This is a genomic window from Pantoea sp. R13S299 (assembly GCF_048515925.1).
In the GTDB taxonomy this organism is placed as follows: domain Bacteria; phylum Pseudomonadota; class Gammaproteobacteria; order Enterobacterales; family Enterobacteriaceae; genus Pantoea.
In genome coordinates this window covers 425,180-441,776 of record NZ_JBLYEF010000004.1, presented here as the reverse complement: position 1 = coordinate 441,776, position 16,597 = coordinate 425,180, and the positions used below count along the sequence as shown (strand labels likewise).

Annotated in this window: 17 protein-coding genes and 1 other annotated feature; of the genes, 7 read left to right on the top strand and 10 right to left on the bottom strand. The window is 53.3% G+C overall.

Going from position 1 to position 16,597, the window contains the following annotated elements; all coding sequences use genetic code 11:
• Window positions 1-363: 363 nt before the first annotated feature.
• The 3 genes from clpB to rluD form a co-directional block, all read right to left on the bottom strand.
• Window positions 364-2,949, bottom strand: a complete 2,586-nt coding sequence (clpB, locus tag ACN1CO_RS19095; RefSeq protein WP_283547236.1) for an ATP-dependent chaperone ClpB — start codon at window positions 2,947-2,949, stop codon at window positions 364-366.
• A gap of 114 nt (window positions 2,950-3,063) precedes the next feature.
• Window positions 3,064-3,792, bottom strand: coding sequence for a purine nucleoside phosphorylase YfiH (gene yfiH / locus ACN1CO_RS19090; RefSeq protein WP_419140284.1), 729 nt, complete (start codon window positions 3,790-3,792; stop codon window positions 3,064-3,066).
• Window positions 3,792-4,769 carry a 23S rRNA pseudouridine(1911/1915/1917) synthase RluD gene (gene rluD / locus ACN1CO_RS19085; protein ID WP_283547234.1) on the bottom strand — a complete coding sequence of 326 codons (978 nt, stop codon included), beginning with the start codon at window positions 4,767-4,769 and terminating at the stop codon, window positions 3,792-3,794. The genes yfiH and rluD overlap by 1 nt, the downstream gene beginning before the upstream one ends.
• 129 nt (window positions 4,770-4,898) lie before the next feature.
• Here rluD and bamD point away from each other — a divergent pair, with 129 nt between their 5' ends.
• The 4 genes from bamD (at window position 4,899) to pheA (ending at window position 7,654) form a co-directional block, all read left to right on the top strand.
• A complete protein-coding gene (gene bamD / locus ACN1CO_RS19080; RefSeq protein WP_090965572.1) occupies window positions 4,899-5,630 on the top strand; it encodes an outer membrane protein assembly factor BamD in 732 nt (243 codons plus the stop codon).
• Between the two features lie 277 nt (window positions 5,631-5,907).
• Window positions 5,908-6,243, top strand: coding sequence for a ribosome-associated translation inhibitor RaiA (raiA, locus tag ACN1CO_RS19075; protein ID WP_003849030.1), 336 nt, complete (start codon window positions 5,908-5,910; stop codon window positions 6,241-6,243).
• A gap of 88 nt (window positions 6,244-6,331) precedes the next feature.
• Window positions 6,332-6,456, top strand: a sequence feature (Phe leader region).
• Complete coding sequence (pheL, locus tag ACN1CO_RS19070) at window positions 6,333-6,380, top strand: pheA operon leader peptide PheL (protein ID WP_193586062.1); 48 nt, start codon at window positions 6,333-6,335, stop codon at window positions 6,378-6,380. It overlaps the preceding feature by 48 nt.
• A 22-nt stretch (window positions 6,457-6,478) precedes the next feature.
• Window positions 6,479-7,654, top strand: coding sequence for a bifunctional chorismate mutase/prephenate dehydratase (pheA, locus tag ACN1CO_RS19065; RefSeq protein ID WP_419140283.1), 1,176 nt, complete (start codon window positions 6,479-6,481; stop codon window positions 7,652-7,654).
• A gap of 32 nt (window positions 7,655-7,686) precedes the next feature.
• On the opposite strand, the gene tyrA is transcribed toward pheA, so the two are convergent.
• Both tyrA and ACN1CO_RS19055 read right to left on the bottom strand, forming a co-directional pair.
• On the bottom strand, window positions 7,687-8,808 hold the full coding sequence (gene tyrA, locus ACN1CO_RS19060; protein WP_419140282.1) for a bifunctional chorismate mutase/prephenate dehydrogenase: 1,122 nt from the start codon (window positions 8,806-8,808) through the stop codon (window positions 7,687-7,689).
• 5 nt (window positions 8,809-8,813) lie between these two features.
• Window positions 8,814-9,893 carry a 3-deoxy-7-phosphoheptulonate synthase gene (locus ACN1CO_RS19055; protein ID WP_419140281.1) on the bottom strand — a complete coding sequence of 360 codons (1,080 nt, stop codon included), beginning with the start codon at window positions 9,891-9,893 and terminating at the stop codon, window positions 8,814-8,816.
• Between the two features lie 289 nt (window positions 9,894-10,182).
• Here ACN1CO_RS19055 and ACN1CO_RS19050 point away from each other — a divergent pair, with 289 nt between their 5' ends.
• Window positions 10,183-10,719, top strand: coding sequence for a GNAT family N-acetyltransferase (locus ACN1CO_RS19050; protein ID WP_419140280.1), 537 nt, complete (start codon window positions 10,183-10,185; stop codon window positions 10,717-10,719).
• 96 nt (window positions 10,720-10,815) lie between these two features.
• Here ACN1CO_RS19050 and rplS read toward each other — a convergent pair whose 3' ends face one another.
• The 5 genes from rplS to ffh all read right to left on the bottom strand — a co-directional run bounded on the left by rplS (window position 10,816) and on the right by ffh (window position 14,325).
• Window positions 10,816-11,163 (bottom strand): 50S ribosomal protein L19, encoded by a 348-nt coding sequence (gene rplS / locus ACN1CO_RS19045; RefSeq protein ID WP_003849035.1) that lies wholly within the window; start codon window positions 11,161-11,163, stop codon window positions 10,816-10,818.
• A gap of 42 nt (window positions 11,164-11,205) precedes the next feature.
• A complete protein-coding gene (gene trmD, locus ACN1CO_RS19040; RefSeq protein ID WP_136197232.1) occupies window positions 11,206-11,970 on the bottom strand; it encodes a tRNA (guanosine(37)-N1)-methyltransferase TrmD in 765 nt (254 codons plus the stop codon).
• 35 nt (window positions 11,971-12,005) lie between these two features.
• On the bottom strand, window positions 12,006-12,554 hold the full coding sequence (rimM, locus tag ACN1CO_RS19035; protein WP_003849039.1) for a ribosome maturation factor RimM: 549 nt from the start codon (window positions 12,552-12,554) through the stop codon (window positions 12,006-12,008).
• Between the two features lie 18 nt (window positions 12,555-12,572).
• Window positions 12,573-12,821: a 30S ribosomal protein S16 gene (gene rpsP, locus ACN1CO_RS19030; RefSeq protein ID WP_003849041.1), complete on the bottom strand. Its 249-nt coding sequence runs from the start codon at window positions 12,819-12,821 to the stop codon at window positions 12,573-12,575.
• A 142-nt stretch (window positions 12,822-12,963) separates the two neighbouring features.
• Window positions 12,964-14,325, bottom strand: a complete 1,362-nt coding sequence (gene ffh / locus ACN1CO_RS19025; protein ID WP_003849043.1) for a signal recognition particle protein — start codon at window positions 14,323-14,325, stop codon at window positions 12,964-12,966.
• A 166-nt stretch (window positions 14,326-14,491) separates the two neighbouring features.
• Between ffh and ACN1CO_RS19020 the strand changes: the two genes are divergently transcribed.
• The gene (locus ACN1CO_RS19020) at window positions 14,492-15,292 is read left to right on the top strand and encodes a cytochrome C assembly family protein (protein WP_090965656.1); all 801 of its coding nucleotides are present in this window, start codon (window positions 14,492-14,494) and stop codon (window positions 15,290-15,292) included.
• A gap of 15 nt (window positions 15,293-15,307) precedes the next feature.
• Window positions 15,308-16,594: an HlyC/CorC family transporter gene (locus ACN1CO_RS19015; RefSeq protein WP_283547229.1), complete on the top strand. Its 1,287-nt coding sequence runs from the start codon at window positions 15,308-15,310 to the stop codon at window positions 16,592-16,594.
• Window positions 16,595-16,597: the final 3 nt, after the last annotated feature.

Here is a 16,597-nt window from a genome sequence, read left to right as displayed (position 1 = left end):
TGATATCAATCCTGCGAGTGCCCACACAGATTGTCTGATAAATTGTTAAAGAGCAGTGCGAACAGTGCGTTAGCGTCCTGTCGCGAGGTGGCGTATATTACGCTTTCCTCCTGCAGAGTCAACCTCTTTCTCAGAAGTTTTTCTCCGGCGGCTCAGTCTCCTGTGCCTCCTGACCCGTTTTCCCGTTGCCGGTTTGCCGTGTCAGTGGAGGCGCATTATAGGGAACGGCTGAGATAGCGCAAGTGCAAATCACAACTTTTTTGCCGACCGTTCAATTTACGCCCAAACAGGGCAATAAATAAGCAAAAACCCCTCAAAAGGGCAAAAAAAACGGGCCAGAGGCCCGTTTTTCAACTCGCACCATTATTGATGTGCAGTTATGACGTCGTTTACGACATCCATTTCGATGGTTTTACCCGGCACTAGCGAACCTGCAAGGATCTGCTGAGCCAGCGGGTTCTCGATCTGCTGCTGTATCGCCCGTTTCAGCGGACGCGCACCATAGACCGGGTCATACCCGTTCTCCGCCAGCAGTTTGATCGCCTCATCGGAGATGTGCAACTGATAGCCACGTTCATCCAGACGTTTGTACAACCGCTGCAGCTGAATCTGCGCAATCGAAGCAATGTGTTTCTCAGCCAGCGGATGGAACACCACCACCTCATCGATACGGTTGACGAATTCAGGACGGAAATGCTGTCCGACCACACCCATCACAATGTCTTTCATTTCCGGATAGCTGAGATTGCCGAACCGTTCCTGGATTAAATCCGATCCCAGGTTAGAGGTCATGATCACCACGCTGTTACGGAAATCGACCGTACGACCCTGCCCATCCGTCAGACGCCCATCATCCAGCACCTGCAGCAGAATGTTGAAGACATCAGGATGCGCCTTCTCGACTTCATCCAGCAGGATTACCGAATAAGGACGACGACGTACAGCTTCGGTCAGATAACCGCCCTCTTCATAGCCGACATAGCCCGGAGGTGCGCCCACCAGCCGCGACACTGAATGTTTTTCCATAAATTCGGACATGTCGATACGAACCATCGCATCGTCACTGTCGAACAGGAAGTTAGCCAGCGACTTACACAGTTCGGTTTTACCTACCCCGGTAGGGCCCAGGAACAGGAAGGAACCGATTGGGCGGTTGGGATCAGAGAGCCCCGCACGACTACGGCGGATAGCATTCGATACCGCTTCAACCGCTTCATCCTGGCCGATGACACGACCATGCAGATCCTGCTCCATGCGCAGCAACTTATCGCGCTCACCTTCCATCATTCTTGCCACCGGGATACCGGTCCAGCGAGCCAGCACATCGGCAATCTCCACATCCGTTACGCGGTTGCGCAGTAACTTCATGGTTTTGCCTTCCGCTTGTGTCGCCGCGGCTAGCTGTTTTTCCAGTGCCGGAATTTTACCGTACTGCAGCTCTGACATCTGAGCGAGATCACCCTGGCGACGGGCCTGCTCTAAATTCAGACGCGCCTGCTCCAGTTCAGCTTTAATGTTCTGCGTGCCGGACAGCGAAGCTTTCTCTGTCTTCCACTCATCTTCCAGCTCAGCGTATTCACGCTCTTTCTGGTTCAGCTCAGTTTCCAGCATCTCCAGACGCTTGATACTGGCATCGTCCGCCTCCTTCTTCAGCGCCTGCTGCTCCAGCTTCAGCTGAATGATACGGCGCTCCAGGCGATCCAGTGACTCCGGCTTCGAGTCCATCTGCATACGAATGCTGGATGCCGCCTCATCAATCAGGTCAATGGCTTTATCCGGCAGCTGGCGGTCAGCAATATAACGATGTGACAGAGTCGCCGCCGCCACAATGGCCGGGTCAGTGATCTGCACATGGTGATGCAATTCGTAACGCTCTTTCAGGCCGCGCAGAATAGCGATGGTGTCTTCCACACTCGGCTCAGCCACAAAGACTTTCTGAAAACGACGCTCCAGCGCGGCATCTTTTTCAATGTACTGACGGTACTCATCAAGCGTAGTGGCACCCACGCAGTGCAGTTCACCACGAGCCAACGCAGGCTTGAGCATGTTACCGGCATCCATCGCACCGTCCGCTTTACCGGCGCCGACCATAGTGTGCAGTTCGTCGATAAACAGAATGACGTTGCCTTCCTGTTTCGACAGGTCACTCAGCACGCCTTTCAGACGCTCTTCGAACTCACCACGATATTTCGCCCCGGCCACCAGCGCACCCATATCCAGCGCCAGTACCCGACGACCTTTCAGTCCCTCAGGGACTTCACCGTTAATGATGCGCTGCGCCAGCCCTTCAACAATCGCGGTTTTACCCACGCCAGGTTCACCAATCAGCACCGGGTTGTTTTTAGTACGACGCTGCAGAACCTGAATAGTGCGGCGAATCTCTTCGTCACGGCCGATCACCGGATCGAGTTTGCCCTTCTCGGCACGCTCGGTCAGATCGATGGTGTATTTCTTCAATGCCTGACGCTGATCTTCAGCCCCCTGATCGTTCACGTTATCTCCTCCCCGCATCTGTTCAATCGCACTGGTGATTTTTTCGCGCGTTGCGCCCGCTGCTTTAAGCAGATCGGCCAGTGAGCCACGAGATTCCAGGGCGGCCAGAACAAATAATTCTGATGAAATGAAGTTATCGTTGCGCTTCTGAGCCAGCTTGTCGCACAGGTTTAATACCCGGACGAGGTCAGATGAAGGTTGTACATCCCCTTCGCTGCCTTCAACTTGTGGCAGGCGATCGATGGCTTGCTCAACCTGAGCGCGAAAAGGCGTAACGTCGACACCGGCCGAAGTCAGTAAAGGTGAAACCGATCCGCCCTCCTGTTTGAGCAACGCGCTCATCAGGTGCAGAGGTTCAATGAATTGGTTGTCGTGTCCCAGAGCCAGGGACTGCGCGTCGGCGAGAGCCAGCTGAAATTTGTTAGTAAGACGATCCAGACGCATAATTCCTCCCATTACAGGTCAAAATGCTACTGGAGATTAAATGAGGTCATCCCTCAAAAATTTCAAGGTTAATGACCTGAGATTTGAGTAAAAAATACGCTAACTGGACCGTCTTATGGCGTAAGGTTATAACAGCCAGATCAAAGTTGCCATACGCCCGGTGTTCCCATCGCGGCGGAAGGAGAAGAAATCGTCGCGCTGCGTAAAGGTACAACGGCTGTCGGCGCTGATTGAATTCACGCCCGCTGCCTGCAGTCGCATACGCGCCAGCAACCAGATATCAGCGTAAAAACGGTCGCCTGAAGGGCGGAAAGCCTGCACCGCGAGGGGATCATGAGCCATAAAGGCCTGACGCACTTCTGCACCAACCTCAAACGCATCCGGTCCAATCGCCGGTCCCAGCCAAACATGAACCTGCTCAGGCGGCGAGCGAAACTGCGCCAGCGTATTTTCCAGTATACCCGCACACAGTCCACGCCAGCCTGTATGAGCCGCCGCTACTTCCGTCCCATCCTGCGAACAAAACAGAACCGGCAGACAGTCAGCGGTCATGATGGCGCAGACGACGCCAGGCTGATCGGTGATGCAGGCATCGGCACGTAATGGCGTACTTTCTCCTGCTGTCAGACGCACAACCTCTGTACCGTGAACCTGTTCCAGCCACTGCGGCATTGCAGGCAGGCCCGCCTCGTCCACCAGCAACTGCCGGTTACGCGCCACTGCATCCGGATTATCCCCTACGTGCCCGCCGAGATTCAGCGCATCCCAGGGCGATGTGCTGATGCCACCCTGTCGCTGCGTCGAGCAGGCCCGAACACGTGAAGGAGCAGGCCATTGAGGAGTAACCAGATTCATCACCAATTCATCTGGTCTTTAAATTCTTCAGTATCTGCTTTTAACGCCGCGATCAGATCAACCATATCCTGCGGAAGCGCAGCATGGAATTCCATCTCAATACCGCTGATTGGGTGATACAGGCGCAACATTGTGGCGTGCAGGGCCTGACGGTCGAAACCGCGCAGCGTAGTAATAAATGCCTCGGATGCCCCTTTTGGCGGACGCGGACGGCCACCGTAAAGCGGATCGCCTACCAGCGGATGGCTGATATGAGACATATGCACACGGATCTGGTGAGTACGACCGGTTTCCAGACGCAGACGCAGGCGAGTATGAGCCCGGAAATGCTCCATGATGCGGTAATGCGTCACCGCAGGTTTACCCATTGGGTGAACCGCCATGTGGGTGCGTTTGGTTGAGTGACGGCTGATAGGCTGCTCAACAGTACCGCCCGCGGTCATATTGCCAATTGCGACCGCTTCATATTCACGGGTGATTTCGCGACGTTGCAGCGAGTCCACCAGATGCGTCTGAGCCGGAACAGTTTTCGCGACCACCATTAAACCGGTGGTGTCTTTATCCAGGCGGTGTACGATGCCCGCGCGTGGCACATCCATAATCGCAGGAAAGTGATGAAGTAAGGCGTTTAATACCGTGCCGTCCGGATTACCGGCGCCAGGGTGTACCACGAAGTCGCGTGGTTTGTTGATGACAATAATGTCTTCATCTTCATAAACGATGTCGAGTGGCAGATCCTGCGGTTCCCAGCGCTGTGCCTCTTCGATCTCAGCGTCAATCGCGACCAGCTCGCCGCCCAGCACTTTTTCTTTGGGTGTATCGACCATGACGCCATTTACAGTAACGCGACGGTCAAGGATCCACTCTTTTATGCGAGAACGTGAATAATCAGGGAACAATTCCGCCAAAGTCTGATCTAAGCGTTGTCCGAGTTGTGATTCGGATACCGTTGCGGTGAGTTGAACTTGTTGTGCCATATACAGCTTCTTCGTTAACGTTGGGTTTTCACGGCGATGCCGTTTAATATAATGTGCTATCGTACCTGGTCATTACCGGGAGCTATACGGACAGCTTCCGCCATAACATTTGAGGATAATCACTTCGTCATGACGCGTATGAAACATCTGGTGGCTGCTGCCACACTGAGCCTGGCACTTGTTGGTTGTTCCGGCTCAAATGACGCGGTACCGGACAACCCGCCTTCTGAAATCTATGCTACAGCGCAGCAAAAGCTGCAGGACGGTAACTTTAAAGCCGCGATTAAGCAACTGGAAGCGCTGGATAATCGTTATCCGTTCGGTCCTTATTCGCAGCAGGTGCAGCTGGATTTAATCTACGCGTACTATAAAAATGCCGATCTGCCCCTGGCGCAGGCTGCCATTGCTCGCTTTATGCGTCTGAACCCCACGCATCCGAACATTGACTATGTCATCTATATGAAAGGTCTGACGGACATGGCGCTGGATGACTCCGCGCTGCAGGGCTTCTTTGGTATCGATCGTTCTGACCGCGATCCGACGCACGCTCGTGATGCTTTCCGCGACTTCTCCCAGCTGCTGCGTAATTACCCGAACAGCCAGTATGCGGCTGATGCTCAGAAACGTCTGGTCTATCTGAAAGACCGTCTGGCTAAATATGAGCTATCAGTGGCGCAATTCTATACTAAGCGTGAGGCTTATGTCGCGGTTGTTAACCGTGTCGAAGGTATGATGCGCGATTATCCGGATACGCAGGCGACACACGATGCCCTGCCGCTGATGGAAAATGCTTACCGCAATCTGCAGCTGAATGCTGAAGCCGATAAAGTGGCGAAAATCATTGCAGCGAACAAAAGCTGATAGCCCTGATTTCAGCCACAAAAAAAGCAGCCTGCAATGGCTGCTTTTTTTTGCTCAAAGAACAGTCAGAAGTGGATCTGATGCCAGCGAGCTAACTCATCAAGCATGCCGTGTTAATCGTTTCGCTTCAAGCCATTTCAGCCAGTTTCTCTGCCTTTCTCACAGATTGTTGTGACTGACAAAAAGTGACATTTTTTCGTGATCGAAATCTCACATTTAACGCTTTTTCGCGCTATGCTGAGAAGACCAAGACGGAAATGACAGAGAGGTAAGAACGATGATTCTGAACATTACCAGTAAACAAATGGACATCACCCCGGCAATCCGAAGCCATGTTGAAGACCGTCTCGCCAAGCTCGAAAAATGGCAAACCGACCTGATTAATCCGCATATTGTCCTGTCTAAAGAGCCCAAAGAATTCGTGGCTGATGCCACTATTAACACACCGAACGGGACTCTGGTGGCCAGTGCCAAACATGACGATATGTATACCGCCATCAATGATTTGATTGCGAAGCTCGAGCGTCAGCTGAATAAAGTTCAGCACAAGTCTGAAGCGCGCCGCGCCAGTGCCAGCGTAAAAGACATTATCCCCGCCGACGAAGAGTCCTGATTGCCATAACGCGCCTCCGGGCGCGTTTTTTATTGACAGCTTTTAAGCAGTACGGTTACTCTCAGGTCACTCTTTTTTCGGACGTTATCATGAAATCTGATCTGTTTTTCTTCGCTTTCTTTTTTACCTTCCCCTGAACGGGAGGCCATTCGTCGTGTGAAAATGAAAGCGAAGACGAACAACGAAGCCTCCCAACCGGGAGGCTTTTTTATTGGATAGCATACAGGTGAGCCCTATGAATCCCGACAATCCATTGCTGGCGCTACGCGATAAGATTAGCGCAGTGGATAAAAAACTTCTGACGCTGCTGGCCGAGCGTCGTCTGCTGGCAGTGGAAGTCGCACAGGCAAAACTGGCAACGCATCGCCCGATTCGGGATGTTGAGCGTGAACGCGCACTGCTGGAGAATCTGATTGTGCTGGGTAAAGCGCACAAGCTGGATGCCCACTACATCACCCGCCTGTTCCAGCTGGTCATCGAAGATTCCGTGCTGACTCAGCAGGCGTTACTGCAGAAAAACCTTAACCATCCTCATGCGCATGCCGCCCGTATCGCATTTCTCGGCCCGAAAGGCTCATACTCGCACCTTGCCGCACGCAACTACGCGTCACGTCATTTCGACAGCATGGTGGAGTGTGGCTGCCTGAAGTTTCACGACATCATCAAGCAGGTCGAAAATGGCGTAGCTGATTACGCCGTGATGCCGATTGAGAACACCAGTTCGGGCTCGATCAACGATGTCTACGATCTGCTGCAACAGACCAGTCTCTCTATCGTGGGCGAGCTGACCTTACCTATCGACCACTGCGTGCTGGTGAATGGCCCTACCGATCTGCAGCAGATTGAGACGGTGTACAGCCATCCTCAGCCCTTCCAGCAGTGCAGTCAGTTCATTAACCGTTTCCCGCACTGGAAGATCGAATATACCGAGAGTACCGCGGCAGCGATGGAGAAAGTGGCTGCGCTCAACTCACCTAAGGTGGCGGCGCTGGGCAGTGAAGCCGGTGGCGAGCTCTATCAGTTACAGGTGCTGGAACGTAATCTGGCAAATCAGCAGCAGAACCACACCCGCTTTATCGTGCTGGCCCGCAAAGCCATTGAGGTTTCAGATCAGGTCCCAGCCAAAACTACTCTGATTATGGCAACTGGCCAGCAGGCGGGTGCGCTGGTCGACGCGCTGCTGGTGCTGCGTCAGCATAACCTGATTATGAGCAAGCTGGAGTCGCGCCCGATTAATGGCAATCCATGGGAAGAGATGTTTTACATTGATGTGCAGGGCAACCTGCAATCTGAGCGGATGCAGCAGGCTCTTCAGGAACTACAGACCATGACCCGCTCTCTGAAGGTGCTGGGCTGCTACCCCAGCGAGAATGTGGTGCCCGCTGAACCTGGCGATGAAACGGCCGAATAGTAAAAAGGCATCCGCAAGGATGCCTTTTTCATTTATGGCCGACTGTCATTGGCCGAGCGTAACAGACTCCGGCTTTCCACCAGGAAGCGTTTCGCGTGATCGCCAAACCACTGTTCAACCCGGTTAAAGCTGGCAATAAATGCCTGTTTGTCGCCCTGCTCCAGCAGCGCAATCGCTTCACCAAACCGCTGGTAATAGCGTTTGATCAGCGCCAGATTACTCTCAGACGACATGATGATATCCGCATAGAGCTGCGGATCCTGAGCGAACAACCGCCCCACCATCGCCAGCTCCAGCCGGTAAATCGGCGATGATAGCGCCAGCAACTGATCGAGATTGACGTTCTCTTCGGCTAAATGCAGGCCATAGGCAAAAGTGGCAAAGTGACGCAGCGCCTGAATAAAGGCCATGTTCTGGTCATGCTCAACCGCGCTGATACGATGCAGGCGCGCACCCCAGACCTGAATCTGCTCCAGGAACCACTGATACGCTTCCGGCTGTCTTCCATCACACCAGACCACTACCTGTTTTGCCAGGCTCCCGCTGTCCGGGCCAAACATCGGATGCAGACCCAGCACCGGACCGCTATGGGCAGCCAGCATCGCCTGCAGAGGCCGGTTTTTCACAGATGCCAGATCTACCAGAATACAATCTTCCGGCAGTGGTGGCAGCCTGGCAATAACCTCCTCGGTCAGGTGAATCGGTACACTGATGATCACCATGCCGGCATCGCTGAGCAGCGTTTCAGCCTGAGGCCAGTCCTCTTTATCCAGCGTTTTAACCGAATAGCCTGAAAGCCCGAGCATTTTTTCAAACAGCCGGCCCATCTGGCCTTTACCCCCGACGATCACCACCGGGCGCAGTTCAGGACAGAGGGTTTTAAAGCCTTTGTCATTCTCGCTGGTATAGGACTCGCGCATCACGCGGCGCAGTATATCTTCAATCAAATCCGGAGGTACGCCGAGCGCTTCAGCCTCTTTGCGACGGGAAGCCAGCATCGACGCTTCACGTTCAGGCACGTAGATAGGCAGACCGTAACGGCTCTTAACCTCCCCTACCTCCGCTACCAGCTCCAGCCGTTTAGCCAGCAGATCCAGCAGCGCCTTATCAACACTGTCAATTTGATCGCGTAACGCGGTCAGTTCAGCCACCATTTCTCTTACACCTCTTGTGTCAGACGCGCCGACAGCACTCCCTGCAGATCCTGATGCATCTCACGCAGCAACGTTTCGGTCACTTCCCAGTTGATGCAGGCATCGGTTACGGAAACGCCATACTTCATTTCGCTGCGTGGCTGCTCAGAAGACTGGTTACCTTCATTGATATGGCTTTCCAGCATCAAACCAATGATTGAACGGTTTCCGTCTTTGATCTGCGCAATAGCGGATTCCGCTACGCCAGGCTGACGGCTGTAGTCTTTGTTCGAATTGCCATGGCTGCAATCTATCATTAAGGCTGGACGCAGTCCCGCCTTGAGCATCTCTTTTTCACACTGCGCGACATCTTCAGGACCGTAGTTCGGCGCCTTGCCACCACGCAGAATCACGTGACCATCCGGGTTGCCCTGAGTCTGCAGCAGGCAGACCTGACCGGCCTGATTAATGCCGACAAAGCGGTGCGGCATTGCGGCGGCACGCATGGCGTTGATTGCCGTTCCCAGGCTGCCATCGGTGCCGTTTTTAAAGCCGACCGGCATCGACAGGCCCGAAGCCATTTCACGGTGCGTCTGAGATTCTGTCGTCCGTGCGCCAATCGCAGACCAGCTGAACAGGTCGCCCAGGTATTGCGGGCTGTTAGGATCCAGCGCTTCAGTCGCCAGCGGCAGACCCATTTCCACCAGGTTCACCAGCAGCTGACGCGCAATGTGAAGACCCGCTTCCATATCAAACGAGTTATCCATGTAAGGATCGTTGATCAGTCCTTTCCAGCCGACAGTAGTACGAGGCTTTTCAAAATAGACGCGCATCACGATATAGAGCTGATCTTTCAGCTGTTCAGAAAGGGTTTGCAGACGTCGAGCATATTCCAGCGCCACTTCGGTATCGTGAATCGAGCAGGGTCCGCATACCACCAGCAGACGCGGATCGCGGCCGGCAATAATGTCAGAGATGGTCTGGCGGGACGCCGCGACCTGATCCTGCTGTTCAGTGGTCAGTGGAAACTTCGCTTTCAGCTCTTCAGGCGTGATTAATACCTGTTCACCGGCGATATGCACATTGTTCAGCGCGTCTTTTTGCATGATGGCGATCCTTTGGCTCGTATTAGCGGATAGGGGCTCCTCATTGAGGAATGCAAATACTGTATCACAGACAATACATAGCGCAATATTATATGTACACTTTTATTACCACAGGTCAGAACTAGCAAGCAATTTTTTAACTAATACTATATATATCATTAATTTAAAAATATATCCGCACCAGGAGAACCACGCATAAATGTACACTTAAGTTTACAAGTAACTTTATTGCGTTTCTGTCTGCTGCAGGCAAAATGAGGATATTGTTTATTTTAAAGCTGAGTCCATCATGCACGCCTCCCCACTTAACATCCATCTGCGACCCTTTGAGCTTAGCGACGTCCCCGCATTTACCGTTGCGGTTAACACCTCGCTGGACAGCCTGATCCCGTGGATGGTCTGGGCGCATCATGATTATCAGCCTCATGACGCTGAAAGCTGGATCCGCTTTACCCACTGGCAGAGGATGAAAGAAGAAGCGGAAGAGTTTGCGATCGTTGATCAGCATGACCAGCTGCTGGGGGGCGCAGGCATACGCTTTGCCCGTCATTCAGGGGACACCAGCGCAATTGGCTACTGGGTTCGCAGTGACGCCCAGTGTCAGGGTATCGCCAGCCGCGCGGTGGCAAAGCTGTTACCGCTGGGGTTTTCACGCCCGGAAACCAGAGTGATTGAAATTCTGGCGGCTGAGGATAACCTGGCCAGCCGGAGAGTAGCTGAGAAGTGCGGTGGGCAGTTTATTGGCTGTCGTTATGGCCTGATCGTATTAGAGGCGGGGCCGGTTAATACGGCGATTTATCATTTTCAACGGCCGGATGCCGGTTAACTGTGGCCAATTGGCAGGCACCGACACAAAAAAAGGGGCTGGCAGATGCCAACCCCTTGTTTGCTATTAACTTTTAGATGTCGCGTTAGCGATACCTTAGTTAAGACGCTCTTTAATACGAGCAGACTTACCAGTACGCTCACGCAGGTAGTACAGTTTGGCTTTACGCACAGCGCCACGACGTTTAACAGCGATGCTGTCAATTACAGGTGAATGAGTCTGGAATACACGCTCAACGCCTTCGCCGTTAGAAATTTTGCGAACAGTGAATGCAGAGTGCAGACCGCGGTTACGAATAGCGATAACCACGCCCTCGAATGCCTGCAGACGTTTTTTAGAACCTTCAACGACCCATACTTTCACTTCCACGGAATCACCCGGGCGGAAGGAAGGTACGTCCTGTTTCATCTGCTCTTGTTCAATTTGCTTGATAATGTTGCTCATAATTAAATCTCATATCCTGGGTAAACTGATAGTCGGGGAAGATCACTCTTCCACATCATCGTTTTGTTGCTGCTGAGACTCCCGCTGGAACTCATTCAGCAACCTTGCTTGCTCTTCAGTCAGAGCCAGGTTTTCCAGAAGTTCAGGTCTTCTCAGCCAGGTACGGCCTAGCGACTGCTTCAGACGCCAGCGGCGAATATCAGCATGGTTACCTGACAGTAATACTGCCGGGACTTCCACGCCGTCTAACACTTCAGGTCGGGTATAGTGCGGACAATCCAGCAAGCCATCAGAGAACGAATCCTCATCGGCTGACGCCTGCTTGCCGAGTACGCCGGGAATAAACCGGGCGACCGCGTCAATCATCGTCATGGCTGGCAGTTCCCCGCCACTGAGAACGTAATCACCGATTGACCATTCTTCATCAATTTCGGTCTGGATTACGCGCTCATCAATCCCTTCATAACGGCCACAGACCAGAATTAACTTGTCCCGTGCCGCCAGTTCGCAAACGCCCTGTTGGTCCAGTTTGCGCCCCTGAGGTGAAAGATATATCACCCTGGCCCCATCACCTGCCGCTGCTTTCGCTGCGGAGATGGCATCCCGTAAGGGTTGTACCATCATCAGCATTCCCGGTCCGCCGCCGTAAGGACGATCATCCACGGTACGGTGCCGGTCGTGAGTGAAGTCACGAGGACTCCAGCTCTGAATGCTGAGCAGACCGTTTTTTACAGCCCGGCCAGTTACCCCGTAATCGGTAATAGCGCGAAACATTTCTGGAAACAGGCTAATAACACCAATCCACATTGTATTCGCCGTTACGTTACCGTTCGATTCGGAGATCAAAAACCAGGATCCCAATCTACCTCAATGACGCCAGTAGAGAGATCGACTTTCCTGATAACCTGTTCATCAAGAAACGGAATTAACCGCTCCTGAGCACCGAACGCATCCTTCAGGTTTGCCTTAACGACGAGAACGTCGTTCGAGCCGGTTTCCATCATATCGATGACTTTACCCATCTCGTAGCCTTCGAGGTTAACCACCTGGCAGCCCATAAGGTCTTTCCAGTAATAGTCGCCCTCTTCCAGCGATGGCAACTGCGTCGAGTCAACCTGAATTTCGCAATTGGTTAACTGAGCCGCCGCATCCCGATCTTCAATGCCTTTGACTTTGATGATCAGGTCCTGATTGTGGTGCTTCCAACCTTCAAGTTCGACCTGCTGCCATTTACCGGCGCGCTGGATGAACCAGGGTTGGTAGTTGAAGATGCTTTCAGCGTCTTCAGTGGAGGAAAACACTTTGAGCCAGCCGCGAATACCGTAGGCGGCTCCCATCTTACCCAATACAATCGGGTTAACAGGAGGCTGTGCGGCAAGTTGTCTGCTCATGCTCACCACCGTGACAGATTAAGCTGCTTTCTTAGCTTCTTTGACCAGCGCGTTAACGCGATCAGAAAGCGTTGCGCCCTGGCCAACCCAGTGCTCGATACGATCCAGATCAAGACGCAGACCTTCAGCCTGACCAGATGCGATCGGGTTGAAGAAACCAACGCGCTCGATGAAACGACCGTTGCGTGCATTGCGGCTGTCAGTGACGACGACCTGATAGAACGGACGCTTTTTAGCGCCGTGACGTGCCAAACGAATTGTTACCATAACATCCTCTTCAGTTAATAAAACACCCGGCCCCCATCGAGGAACGGGGTCCGGGTGCTGTATAAAAAGCCCGAAAATTTTAATCATTTTGGCGAAAAAAGCAACCTAAACCGTACCTTTTCGGGCTTTTTTGTGGAACGCTTTAGCGGCCAGGGAAACCTGGCGGCATCATACCCTTCATGCCGCGCATCATTTTCGCCATACCGCCCTTCTTCATTTTCTTCATCATACGCTGCATGTCGTCGAACTGCTTCAATAAGCGGTTAACGTCCTGCACCTGCATACCGGAGCCGGTAGCAATGCGGCGCTTGCGCGAGCCTTTGATGATTTCTGGTTTCTCACGCTCTTTGCGTGTCATCGAGTTGATGATAGCTTCCATGCGAACCAGGACTTTGTCATCCATCTGCGACTTAACATTGTCAGGCAGCTGGCCCATACCCGGCAGTTTCCCCATCAGGCTGGCCATGCCGCCCATGTTGCGCATCTGCTTCAGCTGCTCAAGGAAGTCGTTGAGATCAAAACCGTCGCCGGTTTTCAGCTTTTTAGCCAGCTTCTCTGCCTGATCGCGGTCAACCTTGCTTTCGATATCTTCGATCAGGGACAGTACGTCACCCATACCGAGGATACGCGAAGCGATACGCTCAGGATAGAACGGCTCAAGGGCTTCGGTCTTTTCGCCGACACCCATGAATTTAATCGGTTTGCCGGTGATATGGCGAATTGACAGCGCCGCACCACCGCGTGCATCACCGTCAACTTTGGTCAGAATAACACCGGTCAACGGCAGCGCTTCATTAAAGGCTTTAGCCGTATTTGCCGCATCCTGACCGGTCATGGCATCGACCACAAACAGCGTTTCTACCGGCTTAATCGCGGCATGAACCTGTTTGATTTCGTCCATCATCGCTTCGTCAACGTGCAGACGACCGGCGGTATCTACCAGCAGCACATCATAGAACTTCAGGCGAGCTTCACGCAGCGCATTGTTGACGATATCGACCGGCTTCTGGCTGAGATCGGATGGGCAGAAATCCACGCCAACCTGCTGTGCCAGAGTTTCCAGCTGTTTGATTGCCGCCGGACGATAGACGTCGGCAGAAACCACTAAAACTTTCTTTTTATGCTTTTCGCGCAGGAACTTGCCCAGCTTAGCGACGCTGGTGGTTTTACCGGCACCCTGCAGACCTGCCATCAGTACGACGGCTGGCGGCTGAGCGGCCAGGTCGAGTGCGTTGTTCTCTGCACCCATCGCCGCAACCAGTTCGTTACGGACGATTTTGATAAACTCCTGACCCGGTGTCAGGCTTTTATTTACATCATGACCGACCGCGCTCTCTTTCACACGGTTGATGAAGTCACGCACCACTGGCAGCGCAACGTCAGCTTCAAGCAGTGCCATGCGCACTTCACGCAGGGTCTCTTTGATGTTCTCTTCAGTCAGCCTTCCGCGGCCGCTGATATTTCGCAGGGTTTGCGACAAACGATCGGTTAAATTATCAAACATGGTCTCTCACTAAAAAAAAGATCGCGAGGCGCCTGATCGGCAGAATGCGGCGGATTATAACACGAAGCCTCGGCGATCTCTGCAATTGCCCCTCAGATCGTTTGGAGCCTGCTTCGGCTGGCGCTATACTGCCTTTTTCCTTATCTGACTGAACCTGAAAGGATCTATGTTCGTTTTCGCGATAGTGGCGCTATTCGCCTACTCCTTAAGTCTTGCCCTGATCATTCCCAGCCTGTTGAAACGTAACGGCGGCTGGCGGCGAATGGCGATGCTCTCTGCCTGTGTGGCGCTGGTGACACACGCGGTGGCCCTGCAGCAACGCATATTTGCTGTTGATAGCGGACAGAATTTAAGCCTGCTCAACATAGGCTCGCTGGTCAGCCTGTTGATCTGCGCCATCATGACCATTGTGGCGGCACGCAATCGTGGCTGGCTGCTGCTGCCGATTGTGTACAGCTTCGCGCTGATCAATCTGGCTTTCGCCACCTTTGTTCCGAACGCGTTCATCACCCATCTGGAAACTACGCCAGGCATGATGATTCATATCGGCCTGTCGCTGTTCGCCTACGCAACCCTGATCATTGCCGCGCTCTATGCGCTGCAGCTGGCGTGGATCGATTACCAGTTGAAAAACAAGCGACTGGCTTTTACGCAGGATATGCCGCCGCTGCTGACCATCGAACGTAAGATGTTTCACATCACTCAGGTTGGCGTTGTGCTGTTAACGCTGGTGCTTTGCACCGGTCTGTTTTATATGCAGGATCTCTTCAGCGCAGAAAACGTCGATAAAGCCGTGCTCTCGATCATCGCGTGGTTTGTTTATATCGTTTTGCTGTGGGGGCACTATCATGAAGGCTGGCGTGGTCGCCGCGTCGTCTGGTTTAACTGCAGCGGTGCGGTGCTGTTAACCATGGCTTACTTCGGCAGTCGCATCCTGCAGCATCTGCTTGTCCCTACCTCTCGTTAAAAAGGAAGTTCTGCGTTGGAGAATGTTTCAACCACCACGCTGATTATTATTCTCTGCGTCATGGTCCTGGTTTCCGCCTGGTTTGCCGGGTCGGAAACCGGAATGATGACGCTTAACCGCTATAAGCTGCGCCATCAGGCCAAAAACGGCAGTCGCCCCGCACGCCGGGTAGAGAAGCTGCTGCGTCGTCCCGACCGTTTGCTCAGCCTGGTCTTAATCGGCAACAACCTGGTTAATATTCTGGCCTCTGCACTCGCCACCATCGTGGGCATGCGTATTCACGGTGACGAAGGGGTTGCGATCGCGACCGGTATCCTGACTTTTGTGGTGCTGGTGTTTGCTGAAGTTCTGCCGAAAACCGTGGCGGCTCTCTATCCAGAACGCGTCGCCTTTCCCAGCAGCCTGCTGCTGGTGCCGCTGCAATACATCATGCTGCCACTGGTCTGGCTGCTCAACACCATTACCCGTCTGCTGATGAAGATGGTGGGCATCCGCGCTGACGGTGCTATTAACTCCGCGCTAAGCAAAGAGGAGTTACGCACCATCGTCTATGAGTCACGTAGCCTGATGTCACGCCGTAACCAGGACATGCTGCTCTCTGTGCTCGACCTGGAGAAAGTCAGCGTTGACGACATCATGGTGCCGCGCAATGAGATTGTCGGTATCAACATCAACGATGACTGGAAGTCAGTCGTGCGCCAGCTGAGCCACTCGCCGCACGGCCGCATTGTGCTGTACCGGGACTCACTGGATGACTGCGTCGGCATGCTGCGAGTGCGTGAAGCCTGGCGCATGATGACGGAGAAAAAAGAGTTCACCAAAGAGATGCTGCTGCGTGCAGCCGATGAGATCTACTACATCCCCGAAGGAACGCCGCTGAACACCCAACTGGTGAAGTTCCAGCGCAACAAAGAGAAAGCGGGCGTGGTAGTGGATGAATATGGCGACATCAAAGGACTGGTGACAATAGAGGATATTCTGGAGGAGATTGTCGGTGACTTCACTACCTCCATGTCACCGTCGCTGGCCGAAGAAGTGATGCCGCAGAATGATGGCTCAGTACTGATTGAAGGCAGTGCCAGCGTGCGTGAAATCAACAAGGCGTTTAACTGGCATCTGCCAGAGCAGGAAGCCCGCACCATCAACGGCATGCTGCTGGAGGCGCTGGAAGAGATCCCTGCCATCGCTACCCGTGTTCAGATCGGCCACTACAACGTCGATATCCTGGACGTTCAGGACAACATGATTAAACAGGTGCGCATCACGCCGAAGACGCCGCTGAAAAAATCGGTCGGTTCCTGAAGC